The organism is Streptomyces sp. NRRL F-5755 (assembly GCF_001279365.1).
Classification (GTDB): domain Bacteria; phylum Actinomycetota; class Actinomycetes; order Streptomycetales; family Streptomycetaceae; genus Streptomyces; species Streptomyces rimosus.
The window spans coordinates 1-16,972 of record NZ_LGCW01000055.1; the positions used below are offsets into that span (position 1 = coordinate 1).

General features: G+C 73.0%; 17 protein-coding genes and 1 pseudogene. 7 read left to right on the forward strand and 11 right to left on the reverse strand.

Annotation, left to right across the window (positions count from 1 at the left end; genetic code table 11):
* Positions 1-224: 224 nt before the first annotated feature.
* The 3 genes and pseudogenes from ADK86_RS08625 to ADK86_RS45620 form a co-directional block, all read right to left on the reverse strand.
* Positions 225-1,631, reverse strand: coding sequence for an ABC transporter substrate-binding protein (locus ADK86_RS08625; RefSeq protein ID WP_053696070.1), 1,407 nt, complete (start codon positions 1,629-1,631; stop codon positions 225-227).
* A gap of 165 nt (positions 1,632-1,796) precedes the next feature.
* Positions 1,797-2,855: an IPT/TIG domain-containing protein gene (locus tag ADK86_RS08630; protein WP_159393820.1), complete on the reverse strand. Its 1,059-nt coding sequence runs from the start codon at positions 2,853-2,855 to the stop codon at positions 1,797-1,799.
* A 32-nt stretch (positions 2,856-2,887) separates the two neighbouring features.
* Positions 2,888-3,339, reverse strand: a pseudogene (locus tag ADK86_RS45620) (GNAT family N-acetyltransferase); the annotation flags it as partial.
* Here ADK86_RS45620 and ADK86_RS08640 point away from each other — a divergent pair.
* Together ADK86_RS08640 and ADK86_RS08645 are read left to right on the forward strand one after the other, a co-directional pair.
* Positions 3,325-3,522: an Lrp/AsnC ligand binding domain-containing protein gene (locus ADK86_RS08640; RefSeq protein WP_053696072.1), complete on the forward strand. Its 198-nt coding sequence runs from the start codon at positions 3,325-3,327 to the stop codon at positions 3,520-3,522. The pseudogene ADK86_RS45620 and the gene ADK86_RS08640 overlap by 15 nt on opposite strands.
* Positions 3,523-3,672: 150 nt before the next feature.
* The gene (locus ADK86_RS08645) at positions 3,673-4,080 is read left to right on the forward strand and encodes a VOC family protein (protein ID WP_053696073.1); all 408 of its coding nucleotides are present in this window, start codon (positions 3,673-3,675) and stop codon (positions 4,078-4,080) included.
* A 192-nt stretch (positions 4,081-4,272) separates the two neighbouring features.
* Here ADK86_RS08645 and ADK86_RS08650 read toward each other — a convergent pair whose 3' ends face one another.
* From ADK86_RS08650 to ADK86_RS08665, 4 genes are all read right to left on the reverse strand, one after another.
* Positions 4,273-4,446: a hypothetical protein gene (locus ADK86_RS08650; protein ID WP_159393821.1), complete on the reverse strand. Its 174-nt coding sequence runs from the start codon at positions 4,444-4,446 to the stop codon at positions 4,273-4,275.
* A 10-nt stretch (positions 4,447-4,456) separates the two neighbouring features.
* Positions 4,457-5,353, reverse strand: coding sequence for a sigma-70 family RNA polymerase sigma factor (locus tag ADK86_RS08655; RefSeq protein ID WP_053696075.1), 897 nt, complete (start codon positions 5,351-5,353; stop codon positions 4,457-4,459).
* Positions 5,354-5,477: 124 nt separating this feature from the next.
* The gene (locus tag ADK86_RS08660; RefSeq protein WP_053696083.1) at positions 5,478-6,107 is read right to left on the reverse strand and encodes an AAA family ATPase; all 630 of its coding nucleotides are present in this window, start codon (positions 6,105-6,107) and stop codon (positions 5,478-5,480) included.
* A gap of 10 nt (positions 6,108-6,117) precedes the next feature.
* Positions 6,118-7,635 (reverse strand): MFS transporter, encoded by a 1,518-nt coding sequence (locus tag ADK86_RS08665; protein ID WP_234345775.1) that lies wholly within the window; start codon positions 7,633-7,635, stop codon positions 6,118-6,120.
* Positions 7,636-7,715: 80 nt separating this feature from the next.
* Here ADK86_RS08665 and ADK86_RS08670 point away from each other — a divergent pair, with 80 nt between their 5' ends.
* The gene (locus ADK86_RS08670; RefSeq protein ID WP_053696076.1) at positions 7,716-8,309 is read left to right on the forward strand and encodes a CGNR zinc finger domain-containing protein; all 594 of its coding nucleotides are present in this window, start codon (positions 7,716-7,718) and stop codon (positions 8,307-8,309) included.
* Between the two features lie 70 nt (positions 8,310-8,379).
* On the opposite strand, the gene ADK86_RS08675 is transcribed toward ADK86_RS08670, so the two are convergent.
* Together ADK86_RS08675 and ADK86_RS08680 are read right to left on the reverse strand one after the other, a co-directional pair.
* Positions 8,380-8,724, reverse strand: coding sequence for a hypothetical protein (locus ADK86_RS08675; RefSeq protein ID WP_053696077.1), 345 nt, complete (start codon positions 8,722-8,724; stop codon positions 8,380-8,382).
* Positions 8,725-8,771: 47 nt separating this feature from the next.
* Positions 8,772-9,986 carry a beta-ketoacyl-[acyl-carrier-protein] synthase family protein gene (locus ADK86_RS08680; RefSeq protein ID WP_053696078.1) on the reverse strand — a complete coding sequence of 405 codons (1,215 nt, stop codon included), beginning with the start codon at positions 9,984-9,986 and terminating at the stop codon, positions 8,772-8,774.
* Positions 9,987-10,364: 378 nt separating this feature from the next.
* Between ADK86_RS08680 and ADK86_RS08685 the strand changes: the two genes are divergently transcribed.
* Complete coding sequence (locus tag ADK86_RS08685) at positions 10,365-12,587, forward strand: NADP-dependent isocitrate dehydrogenase (protein WP_053696079.1); 2,223 nt, start codon at positions 10,365-10,367, stop codon at positions 12,585-12,587.
* A gap of 234 nt (positions 12,588-12,821) precedes the next feature.
* Complete coding sequence (locus ADK86_RS44335) at positions 12,822-13,676, forward strand: LuxR C-terminal-related transcriptional regulator (RefSeq protein ID WP_234345776.1); 855 nt, start codon at positions 12,822-12,824, stop codon at positions 13,674-13,676.
* A gap of 63 nt (positions 13,677-13,739) precedes the next feature.
* Here the strand turns inward: ADK86_RS44335 and ADK86_RS08695 are convergent, their stop codons facing one another.
* The gene (locus tag ADK86_RS08695) at positions 13,740-14,852 is read right to left on the reverse strand and encodes an FAD-dependent oxidoreductase (protein ID WP_053696080.1); all 1,113 of its coding nucleotides are present in this window, start codon (positions 14,850-14,852) and stop codon (positions 13,740-13,742) included.
* 128 nt (positions 14,853-14,980) lie between these two features.
* Between ADK86_RS08695 and ADK86_RS08700 the strand changes: the two genes are divergently transcribed.
* Positions 14,981-15,607 (forward strand): TetR/AcrR family transcriptional regulator, encoded by a 627-nt coding sequence (locus ADK86_RS08700; RefSeq protein WP_053696081.1) that lies wholly within the window; start codon positions 14,981-14,983, stop codon positions 15,605-15,607.
* A 13-nt stretch (positions 15,608-15,620) separates the two neighbouring features.
* Here the strand turns inward: ADK86_RS08700 and ADK86_RS08705 are convergent, their stop codons facing one another.
* On the reverse strand, positions 15,621-16,409 hold the full coding sequence (locus ADK86_RS08705; protein WP_053696082.1) for a LysR family transcriptional regulator substrate-binding protein: 789 nt from the start codon (positions 16,407-16,409) through the stop codon (positions 15,621-15,623).
* A gap of 58 nt (positions 16,410-16,467) precedes the next feature.
* On the opposite strand from ADK86_RS08705, the gene ADK86_RS08710 reads away from it, so the two are divergent.
* On the forward strand, positions 16,468-16,872 hold the full coding sequence (locus tag ADK86_RS08710) for a DUF5997 family protein (RefSeq protein WP_030178113.1): 405 nt from the start codon (positions 16,468-16,470) through the stop codon (positions 16,870-16,872).
* Positions 16,873-16,972: the final 100 nt, after the last annotated feature.

Genomic DNA, 16,972 nt, shown 5'->3' on the forward strand with positions numbered 1-16,972 from the left:
GGGGCGGCCGGGGGCGGGGCCGGACGGATGCCGGTTCCGGGGGCGGCGGCCGGGGGTGTCGTGGCCGGGGCCCAGGGTCAGGGGCCGGGGAGTCGTGCGGCGGGGCGGGCCATCCGATTCCGTACGCCCCGGTCTCGCACGATCGTCGGCACGCGGCCTCGGCGGCATGGCACCCTCTCCCGTCCGGCCGTGTCCGGCCGCTGCGTCGTGCGCGTCGTCCGGTCTCATCGGGGAATCAGCAGCGCCGCGTCGGCCTTCTCGGCGCAGGTGCGCAGCGCCTCGGCGGGGGAGCTGCGGCCGAGCAGTACGGCGACGATGGCCTCGCCGACCGCCTGCGAAATCTGCGGATACGCCGGGTGGACGGGCCGGACCCGCGCGGTGCTCAGCGCGGTGGTGAACACCGGCAGTCCGGTCGTCCGCCCTTCGTAGCCTCGCCACTCGGTCCGCCGGGCGGTCGCCGTGCTCAGCGGCAGACTGCCGCCGTTCACCGCCCACCGCACGTCCTGCGCCGGGTCGCCCAGCCAGCGCAGGAACTCGACCGCCGCGCGCGACCGGGCCGGGCCGTTGTCGAACACGGTCCAGGTGTCCGGCCCGGAGATCGTGCACGGCCGGCCGCTGTACGTCGGCGGCGCCACCACGTCGTAATCGACCTTGCCCGCCACGATGTCCGGCAGCTCCCACGGCCCGGTGGCCATCATCCCCATCCGGCCGCCGATGAAGACCTGGTGCATCTGCTCGCTGCCCGGCTTGGGGTCCACGTAGACGCTTCTGTCGGCGGCGAGCCGCGCAAGCGTGGTGAGCGCCCGCTCCCCGACGTCCTTGAAGCCGATGCTGTGCCCGTCCGGGGCGATCACCTCGCCGCCGAGGTCCCACACCAGCGGCCACAGCCGCCAGACGGTGTCCTCGTCGCCGGTGCCGGGCCAGCTCGTGCCGAAGGTGCCGCGGCCCGGGTCGGTCAGCAGGCGTGCCGTACGGATGAAGTCGTCCCACGTCCAGCCGGGCTTCGGGTAGGGCACCCCGGCCTGCCGGAACAGTTTCCGGTTGTAGACGACGCACAGGGTGTCCAGGACGGCGGGCGCGGCCCGCACCTTGCCGTTGAGGGTGACCGCCTCGCGGACCGAGCCCCACAACCGGGGCCAGTACGGGGTGTCCCGCAGCGTGTCGGTGAGGTCGACGACGCGCGGGCTGCGGGCCACTCGCGCCAGGTCGGCCCCGAAGATCAGCGCGATGTCCGGGTACGAGCCCGCGGCCAGCGCCGCCGTCACCTTCTGGAGCATCGCGTCGGCCACCACGCCGCCGCCCCCGGCGTCCACCCGGATACGGGACTGCCGGCGGTTGAAGTCGTCGACCAGCGACTGGATGGCCTTGCGGCCGGTGTCGGCCTGGCCGTGCCACAGCTCGACGGTGATCCGGCCGTCGGGACCGACACTGCCGGCCTCCGAGGAGGCACAGCCGGCGAGCAGCGGCGCACTCGCGGCGCCCGCGGCGAGGGCGGCGCCGGTGTGGAGGAGATGGCGGCGGGAGGGTCCGCCGGGGCGCCGGGGTGAGTTACGGGCACCCCGTGCCCATAACCCCGTCGTATCCGTACCCGCGCTGCCCGTACCCGTGCCCCCGCCCGGTGCGTCGCCCATCACCGGCCACCCCCTCGAAGAACCGGTCCGAGGTTCCGAAGAACCGTGTGCGGCCGCTCCCGGGCCCCCGAGCCGGACGGTCGGGAGCCCTCAAGAGCTAACCAGCAGGCACCGATCGGTGCAATGGTGCTGTCGCGACGGGTGAGGCGCCGCGGGGCACCGTCCTCAGCGCCGCGATGTCGCGTCCGTGTACGTGAACCGGTCCGCGTCCACCGTCGCACTCGTGCCGCCCGCCGTGGTCACGGTGACGTGCACGGTGCCCGACCCGGCGGGCGAGGTGCTGCTGCAGAACGAATCCCCGCAGGACACATGCGCCGCCGGCGTGCTCCCGAACGCGATCGTGCCGCCCGCCAGGTTCGAGCCCAGCACATACACCGAAGTCCCGCCCCGCGCCGGGCCGCCGCGCACGCTCAGCCCGGTCACCACCGGAGCGGCGGGCGGCGCGGGCGGCGGCCCGGTGTACGCGAAGCCGCTCGGCGCCCCGGCCGCTCCGCCCGGCGTCACGACCGTGACCGGAACGCTGCCGGAACCGCCCGGCGAAGTGGCGGTGCATTGCGTGGCCGTGCAGCTGACGTTCTTGGCCTGTTCGCCGCCGAAGAGGACGAAGCCGGTGTCCAGGCCGGTCCCGGTGAGGGTGACGGCGGTGCCGCCGGCGCCCGGCCCGGTGACCGTGCCGATCGCGGTCACCACCGGCCGGTCCGGCACCTCGGCGGGCTGCTGCGGGCCGTTGACCGTGTACGTGCTCACGTTGTTGGCGGGGTTCGCGTCGTCACGGTTGGCGACGGTGGCCCTGATCACCCCGGACGGCCGCTCCGCCCCCGAGGACACCTGCACCTTCATGAAGTCCCCGCGACCGGGCACCCGCGTCCCCCGGAAGGTCGCCTCCAGATGCCGCCCGTCCGGCGACACCCGCTCGCTGAACGTGTAGTCGTACGGCGTCGAGTACATCAGCGCGCCACTGGTCCGCAGGCCGGGCGGCAGGTCCACGGTCAGATGAGTGATCCCGGTGGCGTCGGCCGTACCGACCGAGGTCCACTGGACGGAGAAGTTCCCGTAACTGTTCGGCTGCGTCGGGTAGTTGCCCGCCTGCGAGACGGCGACGTCCGGGCCGGTGGCGGTCGAGCCCTGGCCGGTGGCGTCCGCCGCGAGGGCGGGGCCCGCCGCGAACAGGGCGGTCACGGCGAGGACGAGGGCCGACCAGGCCGCTGCTAATCGAGTCGTCATGCTCTCCGTCATCGCCCGCACGGGTGTTCCTGTTACGCCCCTTCCGTCACGCCTGTGGCCGGATGGGGGAAATCCGGCCGTACGCTCAACTGGCCTCCCAGTTCTCGGAAGCCCAATGCCCGTGCCACCCGCCGCGAGGCTGGTGGCCGGGCGCGCCACTGGGGCAGCAGCGCGGCGGCGAGGGCGTGTGCCGTGGCGGCGGATGCCACGCGCCGGGCGAGGCCCTGGCCGCGCCGCTCCGGCGCGGTGAGGACGCAGAGGTGGGCGGTGTCGCGGGGCCAGTGGCGGTAACCGGCGGCGGCCAGGAGAGGCGGTCCGGTTTCCGGGTGGCCGGTGTCGTTCGGGCGGTTGGGGGCTTCCGATGTCTCGCCCCGCATACGGAGGGCGAAGACGGGCGAGGTGACTTCGCCAGTCCGCTCTCGTCCGCGTCCGCAGGGCCGACCGCTCCCAAAGGAGCCTGCACGGCCGGATGTTCGACCGGAAGACGCTCCGCCCCGCCGTGCACGGCGCGTTCGCCACCACCGGCGCCGCCAACCTGCACGCCGCCGTCTGGGTACGGGACCTGGCCGCCCTCTACCGGCTGATCACCCACGACCTGGCGGGCCTGGGCATCGGCGGCGTCGAAACGCTCCTCGTCGGTCACGCGGTCAAGCGCCCGGGTCGCTGAGCGGGGCAGATGCCGGTACGCGTGCCCGCGAAGCCACTCGACGGAACGGGAATCGCCGCCTACCATCTGCGGCGACGGCATCGCGTGTCGGTCACCGGCCGGGTGAGGCATGGAGGTGCCCGAGAGTTTGCCTTACGGAGGCATGACTCAGTGTCAGTGCAGTTGAACCACACCATCATCCACTCCCGGGACAACCGGGAATCCGCGGAATTCCTGGCGCACCTCCTCGGACTCGAAGTCGGCGCGGAATGGGGCCCGTTCATCCCGCTGGAGACCAGCAACGGCGTCACCCTGGACTTCGCCACCATCCCGGCGGAGTCGATCGTCATGCAGCATTACGCGTTCCTGATCAGCGAAGCGGAATTCGACGCGGCCTTCGCCCGCATCCAGCGGGCCGGCCTCACCTATTACGCCGACCCGCACGGAAAGCAGCCGGGCGAGATCAACCACAACGACGGCGGGCGTGGCGTCTACTTCTTCGACCCGGCCGGCCATGGGATGGAACTGATCACCCGCCCGTACGGGAGCGGTGCCGCGCAAGAGGACTCCGCCACCTGAAAGTCCCGGCCGGGCCCCTCCTACCGGAAGACCGGACGGCGGCCCGGCAACAACAGCGGTATCCGCACCCCCACCTGACCACGTGACGGGGGCGGGCGCCCGTGGCATCGCCCCACGGGCGCCCGCACGGCCTCATCGCCCCCGCTATACGGGTTTGCCCGTGGGGTTGCTCGGCCGCCGGCGACCCCGCGGTCATGCGATGGCCTGCCCCGTGGTGCGCACCCCTTCCAGCAGCGCGACCAGCTCGTCGGGCGCGTCGATCATCGCGTCGTGGCCGCTGCGCAGCTCGAAGTAGCGCCAGCCGACCGACTCGTCGCCCCGGGACAGATCCAGGTGGAGCCGGGCCCGGCCAAGGAGGCGACCCAACACCGCCCCGCTACCCACGCCCCTCCCCCCCCACCTCCCGTCCCAACCCCAGCCCCCGCAACCGCTCCGGGTCCGCCAGGATGTCGATGGCGACGATCTTGCCGCCCGCGATCGTCAGGCCCATCACCGACACCGGCCCCCCGTCCACGACCGTCACGATGCCCATCGCCCCGTTCACCAGCGCGGGCCGGGCGAAGTGCGCGAAGCGCCGGAACATGAAGGCCCGTCCGGCGACCTCCCGCGCTCCGCGGGCCGTCGCGGTCAGGCCCGGGAACCCGGTGCCCGTGTCGGCGCGGAGCACCACGTCCGGGTCGAGGACCGCGACCAGCGCCTCGAAGTCACCGCCGCGTGATGCGGCCATGAAGGCGTCCACGACCTCCCGCTGCCGGGCGAGGTCGGTGTCCGGGGTGGCCGTCCCCCGTACCCGGCGGCGCGCCCGGCTGGCCAGCTGCCGCGCCGCGGCCGGGGTGCGCCCGACCACCGGCCCGATCTCCTCGAACGGCACGGCGAACATGTCGTGCAGCACGAACGCCAGCCGCTCCGCGGGCGCCAGCGTCTGGAGCACCACCAGCAGGGCCAGCCCCACCGAGTCGGCCAGCAGCGCCTGGTGCTCGGGGTCGATCCCGTCCGCGCCGCCGACGACGGGATCGGGTACGCGTACGTCGAGGGACTCCTCGCCGCGCGCCGTACGCGAACGCAGCATGTCCAGGCACACCCGGCCGACCACGGTCGTCAGCCACCCGCCGAGGTTGCCGACGCCGCTCACGTCGGACCGGCTCAGCCGCAGCCAGGATTCCTGCACGGCGTCGTCCGCCTCGCTCAGCGAACCGAGCATGCGGTACGCCACGGCCCGCAGATGCGCTCGGTGCTCCTCGAAGCGCTCCGCCAGAAATTCGTTCTCGTCCACCGGTCACATTCTCCCGTCGGGTTCCGTCACCGCTATGACGAACCGTTTCCGCCCGATGTGACCGGCAGCCCGCGGACGACCGGAAGTTCCTGCCCCATGCGCACTCCGCCCCCGCCCCGTCACCTCACAAGCGAATGTGCTTGAGACTCGTCCACGTGCGGCGCAGCCGGCCCTGGAGCGCGCTGTCCGTGTTGGGGACCAGGCCCAGCCCGGTCGTGGCGGCGATGTGGTCGGCGACCTGCGGCACCGTGAGCCGGTCGGTCCACACGTGGTCGGCGAACTCCGGGCCGCTCAGCCGCTCCAGACAGCGGTCCAGCTTCGCCACGGCGAAGCTCTCCCGCCGCAACGGGGCGTCCTTACCGGCGACGAACCCCACGGCATGCCCGAAGTTGCGCTCCCGCAGCCGCCGCAGCACCGTCCGCCGTTCCGCGAGCAGCGCGAAGTGCCGTACGTCATGGCCGCGTTCGCGCAGCCGCCCGACGGTCTCCTGGAAGTACGCCGGTTCCACGAGCGTCATCGGCGCGATCACCGTGCCGGGATGCTTGGTCAGCACCAGGTCGAGCACCTCGTAGACGCCCTGCCGCCACGCCGGAAAGTCCTGGAAGTCGCCACGCAGCGCCGGCGGCGTCATCCGGTGCAGACCGAAACCGACGCGTTCGGGGTCGCAGACGACACTGCCGGGAAGACGGCGCCGGATCTCGTACGCGGTCTGCGTCTTGCCGCCACCGAAAGGACCGTTGATCCACAGGAGCATGGGCAGCACCCTACGAGTTTGGGGTCCGGTGGGGCGAGGGGGTGAGCGCCGCGCTCGTGGTGCGCGTGCCGGTACGGCACGTCAGCAGCGTGCAGCCGAGGAAGAGCAGCCCGGCGAGGAGCTGGAGCGCGGCGGCGGTCAGCAGGGCGCCGGGCAGCGACCGGGCGGCGAGGGGCCCGGCGAGGCCCGCGCCGAGGGCGAAGCCGGTGATCTTCAGGCTGGCGCCGGTGGTGAAGACCTGGCCGCGCAGGTGCTCCGGTGCCTCACGGTGGCGCACGGCGAACAGCGCCGTCAGTTGCGGCCCCTCGCCGAGGCCCGCGAGCACCGCCGCGCCGAGGAGCAGCGCGGGCGGCCCGGCCGCCGCCGTCATCAGGAGTGCGACGGTGAGTACGGCGGTGCTGCACACGAGGACGGTGTCCGGGTGCAGCAGTCTGGGGCGGCGGGCGAGTCCCGCGTTGGCGAGGAGGGCGGAGGCGGCGACGACGGACAGCAGGAGCACACCGTGCCGCGTGTCACCGAGGAATCGCGCCCCGAGCAACGGGCTGCAAGCGGTCAGCATGCCCTGGCCCGTACAGGAAACCACCGAGGTCACGGTCGCGCGGGCCAGTGGCGGGGTGTGGCGGACGGCCCGGAACCCGGCCGCGAGGCCGGCCAGGACGGAGGGGGCCGCCGGAGGCTGGCGGGAGTCGGTGCGGCGGACCGGGCGGTCCGGATCACGCGGGTCGGGCTGCGGACGGGGCTGCGGGCCGGACTGTGGATCGGGCTCCGGGGCGGGCTGCGGGCCGGACAGTGGGGTGGGCTGCGAACCGGGCTCCGGGTCGGACCGCGCTCCGGTTGGCGTCCCGGACTTCAGCGACCGCGGCACCGCAGGCTGTGCCCGTACGGACGGCCCCGCAGGCAGCTCGCATACGGACGCCCCCGCAGACACCCCGCATCCGGACGCCCCCACAGGCCCCCCACCCCCACACCTCACCCCAGGCAACCCACAGGCACCCGGCACCGCCACCAAGATCAAAGCGGCAGCCACCAGCACCCCCGCCGACGCCCCGGCCACCCCGGTGACCAGCCCGGCCAGTGCCGGCCCCGCCAGCGAAGCGGCGTTGAATGTCATCGCGTCGAGAGCGGTCACCCGGGGCAGCAGTCCGGGCGGCGCGACGAGCGGTAACTGCGCGGTCCAGCCGCCGGAGAGGGCGGGACCCAGCAGCCCGGCTCCCAGCGCGACGATCACCGTGTCGACGAGCGGTACGTGTCCCAGGCTCGCCAGGACGACGGCCAGAGCCGCCGCGTATCCGGCGAGCGCACCGGCCAGCAGGCGGCCCGGCCTGGCGGACCGGTCGAGCAGGACGCCGAAGAGCGGACCGCCGACCGCCGCCGCGATCGTGATCGCGGCCAGCAGCGCGGGGCCCGTGGACGCCGATCCGGTGAACGCCGGCCCGGCCACCAGCAAGGCGGGTCCCGACATCTCGTCGCCCGCGCGCGCCAGTGCCGCGCCGGTGAGGGCGGATCCCACCGCGTAACGCTTTCGCATGCGCGCCACGGTAGATACGTAACGGAAACCTTGACCAGATGCGTTACATGCCGCCGGACGCTGCACTACCGTCGGCTCACATGCAGCCCACGACCCCGCCCGCCGGACACCGCGACGAGACACCCGCCGCGCGCCGCGAATGGACCACCCGGCATGCGGTGCAGGCCACCGCCCGGCGTACCGCCGCCCTCGTGAACGCCCTGGTGGACGAGGCGCCGTCGGCGGACACGGTTACGGAGGTCCTGCGCGAGCACGGGGAGGACGGGCCGATCGAGCTGTCCGCCGACGATCTCGCGGAGTTGCGGTCCGCCGCCCTGCGGCTCCGCGAGGTATTCGCGGCCGACGACGCCGACCGCGCCGCGGAGACGCTGAACCGCCTCCTCCGGAGCACGACCGGCACGCTGCGCCTCACCTCGCACAACGGCGCGACTCCCTGGCACCCGCACCTGGACAGCGCCGACGACGCCCCATGGGGCGAGTGGTTCCTCGCCTCGTCGTGCCTGAGCCTGCTGGTCCTCCTGTGGAATCACCAGCGCCCGCCCGGCGGCGTCTGCGCCTCGCCCGCCTGCCGCAACGTCTATCTCACCCTCGGCAGCGGCCCGCAGCGCCGCTACTGCTCCCGGCGCTGCGCGACCCGGGAGCGCGTGGCGGCGTACCGGCGGGCGCGGGGCTGAACCGGGCGCGCCCAAGCCCAGCCGTGCCCCGCCCGCCCTGCCCACCCCGCCCGTCCTGCGGACATCGCCCTCAGCGCGCCACGACCGCGTCGAACAGTGCCCAGCCGTCGGTCTCCACGTCACCCGGCTCCGCCGGCAGCAGACCGCGCGCCGTCGCCTCGTCGAGGAATCGGCGGACCACGCCGGGCTCGTGGAGATTGAGGTGGTGGGATTCGGTCGCGGCCGTGCCGCCGGGCAGGTGGCCGTCGCCGATGGCCCGGCCGGGCCCGGCCCTGAAGACGATCCGCAAGGTCGACCGCGTGCCCGTCCGGTGCAGCGACAGCACTTCCCGGCAGTCGGGGTGCCGGTGGCGTACCGACCACAGCCAGTCCGTGCCGTCGACGGACAGCCGCCGGATCCGGTTGTTGCTGCGCATCGCGCCATCGTACGGACGGCCCCGCCCCCGTCAGGGCCCAGCCGTCGTCAGGACGCCGCCGTGAAGATCAACGACGCGTTGTGCCCACCGAACCCGAAGGAGTTCGTCAGGGCGGCGGACACCGCCCCCTTCCGCGGCTCGCCCATGACGACGTCGAGACCGATCTCCGGGTCGAGGGTGTCCACGTTCTGTGTCGCGGGCACGATGCCGTCCCGTACGGCCAGGATCGCGGCGAGTGCGCCGACCGCTCCGGCCGCCCCGAAGAGGTGGCCGGTCATCGACTTGGTCGCGGTGACGGACGGGTGGGTGCCGATGGCGTCCTTGAGCGACCGGGACTCCACGAGGTCGCCCAGGGGGGTGGACGTCGCGTGGGCGTGTACGTGGTCCACCTCGTGCGGGGCCAGTCCGGCGGCGGCCAGCGCCAGCCGCATCGCGCGGGCCTGCCCCTCGGGGTGGGCGGCCGTGATGTGGTGGGCGTCCGAGGTGACGCCCGCGCCCGCGAGGGTGGCGTGCGCGCGGGCCGCGCGGAAACCGGCGCGCTCCAGGACGACCACGGCCGCGCCCTCACCGATCACGAAGCCGTCCCGGTCCACGTCGAACGGGCGGGACGCCCGCGACGGCTCGTCGTTGCGTGTCGAGTGCGCCTTGGCCTGCGCGAACCCGGCCAGCGGCAGTGGGTGGAGGCACGCCTCCGCGCCGCCCGCCACCACCACGTCGGCCCGGCCGAGGCGGATCAGGTCCAGGCCCATCGCGATGGCCTCGGCCCCGGAGGCGCAGGCGCTGACCGGGGTGTGGGCGCCGCCGCGCGCGCCCAGTTCGATGCTCACCCAGGCGGCGGGGCCGTTCGCCATCAGCATCGGCACGGTGTGCGGGGACACCCGCCGTACGCCGGAGGTTTCGAGCACGTCGTCCTGGCCGAGCAGGGTGAGCGCGCCGCCCGTACCCGTACCGATCACCACGGCCAGCCGTTCCGGATCGACCTCCGGCGCGCCCGCGTCGGCCCACGCCTCGCGCGCCGCGACGAGCGCGACCTGCTCGCAGCGGTCCATGCGCCGGGCTTGTACGCGGGCCAGGACCTCGGTCGGTTCGACCGCGAGCCGGCCCGCGATCCGTACGGGCAGCGAGGCCGCCCACTCCTCCTCGATGGCGCTGATGCCGGACCGCCCGGCCAGCATGCCGTCCCAGGTCGCGGCGGCGGTCCCGCCGAGCGGCGTCGTGGCGCCGAGTCCGGTGACCAGTACGGCGTCGGTGGCAGCAGACATGGGAAGCCCCCTTTGTTGTATGAGCACAACTCTCCGGGCCGCGTACGGCCGGTGAGTGATCAACTTGGGGTCGACTCTTCCAGCCGGTTGTCGAGATTTCAGGTGCCAACCTCGACGGAGTCCGGCCGCTGGATTTTGTAAGGTTCCTGCAATCGGTGGCAGCGGTAAGGGGAGTGGGACGGGGAGCGGGTGCCTGGGGCGGCGGTCAGGAAGGACGCGCTACGGGGTGGCCGGGCGGCTTGCCCGGCGGCTTCACACAGGCCGCCGGTCCGCCCGCCCCGCCTCATTCACCCCATACGGGCAGGGCCCTTCCTGGAAGGGCCCGATCACGAGATATCTTGATGTCGAGCAATGTTGCAGACGTGGAGCGGAGCACCGGTGACTGACTCGACCATCATCTACACCCACACTGACGAGGCCCCGGCCCTGGCGACGTATTCGTTCCTGCCGGTGATCGAGGCGTACGCCTCGACGGCCGGGGTCGCGGTGGAGAGCCGCGACATCTCCCTGGCCGGCCGCATCATCGCCGGTTTCCCGGAGTGGCTCCAGGAGGACCAGCGGATCGACGACGCCCTCGCCGAGCTGGGCGAGCTGGCGAAGACGCCCGAGGCCAACATCATCAAGCTGCCGAACATCTCGGCCTCGATCCCGCAGCTGAAGGCGGCCATCGCCGAGCTCCAGGAGCAGGGCTACGCGCTGCCGGACTACCCGGACGACCCGAAGACCGACCAGGAGCGCGACATCCGCGCCCGCTACGACAAGGTCAAGGGCAGCGCCGTCAACCCGGTGCTGCGCGAGGGCAACTCCGACCGCCGCGCCCCCGCCTCGGTGAAGAACTACGCCAAGGCCAACCCGCACCGGATGGGCGCCTGGTCGGCCGACTCGAAGACCAACGTCGCGCACATGACCGCCGACGACTTCCGCTCCACCGAGAAGTCCGTGGTCATCGCCGAGGACGGCGCGCTGCGCATCGAGCTGGCCGGTGACGACGGCTCGACCACCGTGCTGCGCGAGTCGGTACCGGTGCTCGCCGGCGAGGTCGTGGACGCCTCCGTCATGCGCGTCGCCGCGCTGCGCGAGTTCCTCAAGGAGCAGGTCGCCCGCGCCAAGGCCGAGGGCATCCTGTTCTCCGTGCACCTGAAGGCCACGATGATGAAGGTCTCCGACCCGATCGTCTTCGGCCACGTGGTGCGCGCCTTCTTCCCGAAGACCTTCGCCGCGTACGGTGACGTGCTCGCCCAGGCCGGCCTGACCCCGAACGACGGTCTGGGCGGCATCTGGAAGGGCCTGGAGTCGCTGCCGCAGGGCGAGGAGATCAAGAAGTCCTTCGACGCGGAGCTGGCCGAGGGCCCGGACCTGGCCATGGTCGACTCGCACCGCGGCATCACCAACCTGCACGTCCCCAGCGACGTCATCGTCGACGCCTCCATGCCGGCCATGATCCGTACCTCCGGCCACATGTGGAACAAGGACGATCAGGAGCAGGACGCCCTCGCCGTCATCCCGGACAGCTCGTACGCCGGCGTCTACCAGGCCGTCATCGAGGACTGCAAGGCCAACGGCGCGTACGACCCGTCGACCATGGGCTCGGTGCCGAACGTCGGCCTGATGGCGCAGAAGGCCGAGGAGTACGGCAGCCACGACAAGACCTTCGAGATCCCCACCACCGGCACGGTGCGGGTCCTCGACAAGGACGGCAACGCCGTACTGGAGCAGACGGTCAGCACCGGCGACATCTTCCGCATGTGCCAGACCAAGGACATCCCGATCCGCGACTGGGTCAAGCTGGCCGTCACCCGCGCCCGCGCGACCGGCGACCCGGCGGTGTTCTGGCTGGACGAGGACCGCGCGCACGACGCGAACCTCATCGCCAAGGTGAAGCAGTACCTCCCCGAGCACGACACCGAGGGCCTGCAGATCGAGATCATGTCCCCGGTCGAGGCGACCAAGTTCTCGGTCGAGCGCATCCGCCGCGGCGAGAACACCATCTCCGTCACCGGCAACGTGCTGCGCGACTACCTCACCGACCTGTTCCCGATCCTGGAGCTGGGCACCAGCGCCAAGATGCTCTCGGTGGTGCCGCTCATCAACGGCGGCGGCCTCTTCGAGACCGGCGCCGGCGGCTCCGCGCCCAAGCACGTCCAGCAGCTGGTCAAGGAGAACTACCTGCGCTGGGACAGCCTGGGCGAGTTCCTCGCGCTCGCGGTGAGCTTCGAGCACCTCGCGCAGAAGACGGGCAACGCGCGCGCCCAGATCCTCGCGGACACCCTCGACCGCGCGACCGGCACGTTCCTCGCCGAGAACAAGTCGCCCAGCCGCAAGCTCGGCGGCATCGACAACCGCGGCAGCCACTTCTACCTGGCCCTGTACTGGGCCCAGGAGCTGGCCAAGCAGACCGAGGACACGCAGCTGGCCCAGTCCTTCTCGGCCCTCGCGACGACGCTGGCCGAGCAGGAGCAGAAGATCGTCGACGAGCTGATCGCCGTCCAGGGCAAGCCGGCCGACATCGGCGGCTACTACCAGCCCTCGGTGGCCAAGGCCGCGGCCGTCATGCGCCCGTCGCAGACGTTCAACGAGGCGCTGGCGACCCTCGGCAGCTGATCCGGCAGCGGCGGACGGGGCGCCCCGTCCGCCGCGCCACCCGCACGGGTCCGCCCCGGCCGGCACTTGCGCCCGGCCGGGGCGGACCCGTTCCGCTTTCCGCGGCCAGCCCCTACCCGTAGTACTCAGGAGCTACGCGCCAGGTGCACTCCCCGGCGGGACGCCGACCACCCGGCGTGATCCATACATTCCGTACCGCAGCCCGCACTTCACCGGTACGGAAGGAACCCCCACATGGCGACCCGCCCACGCGCCCGCCGCCTGCGCCGCGCCCTGCTCGCCGCGCTCGTCACCGCCTCGGTGGCGGTACCGGTGTCCGGCGCGGCCCGCCCCGCGGCCGTACCGGCACCCGCACCCGCCGCCCTCGCGCCGCTCGCCGCCGCGACCCCCGCCGCCCTCGCCGGCCGCTACGCCGCCGGCCGCGACGGCATCCTGGCGGCCGAGCGGGCGGCGGCGCACCACGGCGACCGGGCGCGGGCCGCCGCGCTGCGCGCCATGGCGGCGCCCACGCGCCAGTTCCTCTCCTTCGACGGCCGGGACGGCGGCCGGACCGCCGAAGTCGTCGGCGATGTCCTCCTGATGGACATCCGCATGCCCGGCCTCGACGGCATCGAGGCCACCCGCCGCCTCACCGAGGCCGCCGGATCGACCGTCAAGGTCCTCGTCCTGACCACCTTCGACCTGGACGAGTACGTGTACGAGGCGCTGCGCGCCGGCGCGTCCGGCTTCCTCCTCAAGGACGCCTCGGCCGCCGAACTCGCGCAGGCCGTACGGGTGGTGGCGGCGGGCGACGCGCTGCTCGCGCCGAACATCACCAAACGCCTGATCGCCGAGTTCTCCCGGATGGCCGCCGCGCCCCGGGCGCCCCTGAAGGACCGTGTCGGCGATCTGACGGAACGCGAGACCGAGGTCCTCTCCCTGATCGCCCAGGGCCTGTCGAACGCGGAGATCGCCGAGCGCCTGGTGGTGGCCGAGCAGACCGTGAAGACTCATGTGAGCCGCATGCTGGTCAAGCTGGGCCTGCGCGACCGGACCCAGGCGGCGGTCTTCGCGTACGAGACCGGGCTGGTACGGCCGGCCGGATACTGAAGCCCCGGCGGCCGACCGGTCACCTACCTTTTGTGTTCCGCCTACGGCACCCTCCGGCTCTGCCTACGGCACCAGGTGCTTCAGCCCCTCCGCGCACCGCTTGGCCAGCTCCGAGGACCGGGGCAGCATCAGCTCCTCGTACGCCCGCACGGCGTCGTCCACCCGCTCCTCGCGGACCAGCGCCTGGGCCAGGTCGGCGCCGTCGAGCAGCGCGTGGTTGGCGCCCACGCCGAGGGGCGGCATCAGGTGCGCGGCGTCGCCCAGCAGCGTCACGCCCGGGACGTGCTCCCAGACGTGCGGCACCGGCAGCGCGAACAGGGGCCGGTTGACGAAGCCGTGGTCGCCGTCGAGCAGGGCGTAACGCAGCCCTTCGGCCCACCCGTCGAGCCGCTGCGAAAGGTACGCGCGCGTCGCGGCCCTGTCCTCCAGGTCCACTCCGGCGGCCGTGTGCCAGTCCTGCGGGGCGCGGAACGCCACGTAGGCGCGGATGTGGCCGTTGCTGTTCCGCTGGGCGAACAGGATCGTCGAGCCGGATTCCGCCACCAGCGTGCCCGGACCGACCAACTCGGCCAGTTCGGGGTGGCGTACGTCGCTGTCGTCGAAGCCGGTCTCCAGGAAGGCGACGCCCGTGTACGCGGGCAGCGCCTCCGAGACGGCCGGGCGGACCCGCGACCACGCGCCGTCGGCGCCCACGACCAGGTCGAAGTCCTCGGTGGCGCCGTCCGCGAACTCCAGGCGGCAGGTGCCGTCGCCGAGCGGTGTCGCCCCGCCGACGGCGCGCCCCCAGCGGACCGTTCCCGGCGCGAGCGAGTCCAGCAGCAGCCCGCGCAGATGTCCGCGGTCGATCTCCGGCCGGTCCTCCACCCCCGCGCCCTCGTCCCCGGGTGGCCACTCCTGTTCCAGGGCGGCCGCGGTGGCGTGGTCCACCTTCCGCCACTCCTGGCCCTCGGGGCGGGACAGGGCGTGGAACCGGTCGAGCACGCCCGCCGCGCGGAGGGCGGCCTGCCCCGTGTCCGGGTGGAGGTCGAGTGTGCCGCCCTGCGAGCGGGCATCGGGGGACGCCTCCCGCTCGAAAACGGTCACGGAACGGCCGTGGAGCTGGAGGATCCGTGCACAGACGAGACCGCCGAGGCCGCCTCCGGCGATCGCCACACGGGCGTCCTGGGTGAGGTTCATGGGTTCCCCTCCGGGGTGAATGGAACGCCGGACCGAGCACCCGGCGCCGTACCCAAAAAAGCACACCCACTAAAAAAGCGCAATCACTAAACCTTCTGACTCGATGCACCTTGCCGTAAGCTGGCACCGTGACCGAACCCGCCCCGCACCCCAAGATCCCCGTCCCCGCCGGGACCGGCGCACCCGTCGGTCGCCGTGAACGCAAGAAGGCCCAGACCCGCAAGGCCCTGGCCGACGCCGCACTGGAGCTCTTCCTCGAACGCGGCTTCGACCAGGTGGGCGTGAAGGAGATCGCCGACGCCGCCGATGTGTCGGTGACCACGCTGTTCAAGCACTTCGCCAGCAAGGAAGCGCTCGTCTTCGACCAGGACGACGACATCGAGGCCGGCCTCGTCGCCGCCGTCCGCGACCGGGCCCCCGGCCAGTCGATCCCCCAGGCCCTGCGCGCCCACATCATCCGCCCGGACGGCCACGTCGGGCACCCGGAGTTCGCCCCGTTCCTGCGTCTGGTGAGCGAGACCCCGGCGCTGCGCGACTACTCCCACCGCATGTGGATGCGCCACGAAACGGCCCTGGCCCGAGCCATCGCCCAGGAGGTCGGCGCCCCCGACGACGACGCCACCTGCGCCGCACTGGCCCACTTCGCCCTGGAATCCCGCGAACTCGTCCACGGCCACGCCGATCCGGCACGTGCCGCGGAGGAGGTCTTCGCGCTGCTGGAGCGGGGGTGGGCGGCTGCCCATCCGGACCGCTGACGGCGGGGCGCGCCTACGACCGGCGGCGGGGCTTGCCGCGCCGGGCGGGCTTGGCGGTCTTGCCGGAGCCGGAGCCGCCGCGCGTGCCCCGGGCGCCCTGGCCGGTCCTCGGTTTGCCGCCCGCGGTCTTCTGGCGGGCGCCGTCCTTCGCGGCCTGCCGGCCCTTCGGACGGTCCGTGGTCTCGGGCCGCGTACGGCCGCGGGTGCTGTTGACCGTGCGGCCGCGGACGATGCCGATGAAGTCCTCGACCTGGTCGGTGGTGCGCTCCTCCGGCCAGGCGAGCGCCACCTGGGACTGGGGGGCGTCCGTCAGCGTGCGGTACTTGAGGTCCTTGCGGTGGTACAGGCGCGCCAGCGACTGCGGGACGACCAGCAGGCCGATGCCTGCCGCCACCAGCTCGATCGCGTCCGCCGTCGTCGCGGGCCGCTCGAACGCGGGCTGCCCCGGCGGGCGCTCCCAGCCGAGGGTGTCGTCGAGGGGGTGCAGCACGATCTCGTCGGCCAGTTCCTCGGCGGAGATCTCGTCGGCCGCCGTGAACAGGTGGTCCTTCGGGACGACGACCACGGTCGTCTCCGTGTAGAGGGGGATCGCGCTGAAGTACGTACGGTCGGCCGGCAGCCGTACGAAACCCGCGTCGGCGCCGCCGTCCCGCAGCACGTCGTACGCCTCGGCGGCGGGCGCCGGGACGAGCGTGAGGGGGATGCCGGGCAGCCGCTCGTTCCAGATCCGCACCCACTTCGTGGGCGTCACCCCCGGGACGTACGCGAGCCGGAACGAAGGGGTTTCTTCCGAGCCTGTCACTCCGCCAGGTTACCGGTCGTGGTCAGAGGTGGCGCACACGATCGATACCCTTGACATCATGACGTCGCACCAGAACACCCAGACGATGAAGCCCGCGACCGCGGCGAAGAAGCTGGGTGTGTACCTCGAAGCCACCCCCGCCGAATTCCAGGAGGGCCTCGTCTCGCGCGCCGAACTGAACGCGCTGCAGACGGACCCGCCCGAGTGGCTCCGGGAGCTGCGGCAGAACGGCCCCCACCCCCGCCCCGTCGTCGCCGCGAAGCTGGGCGTCTCCATCTCGGGCCTCGCCCGCGGTGGCATCACCGAGCCCCTCACCACGGAACAGATCGACGCCCTGAAGGCCGAGTCTCCCGAGTGGCTGCAGAAGGAACGCGCCACCCAGGCCGAGGTCCGCAAGGAAACCGTGCGGATCAAGGAGAAGCACAAGCAGGAGCGCGAGAAGCGGGAGAAGAGCGGGGAGTAAGGGGCCCGGGCTCGCCCGGCCCCCTCACCGCGCCCGTCGGGCCCGCAGCACCGTGTCGTGGGTGTGGTGGGTGCCGGCGGGGGGCGGGGTTGTTCGGGGG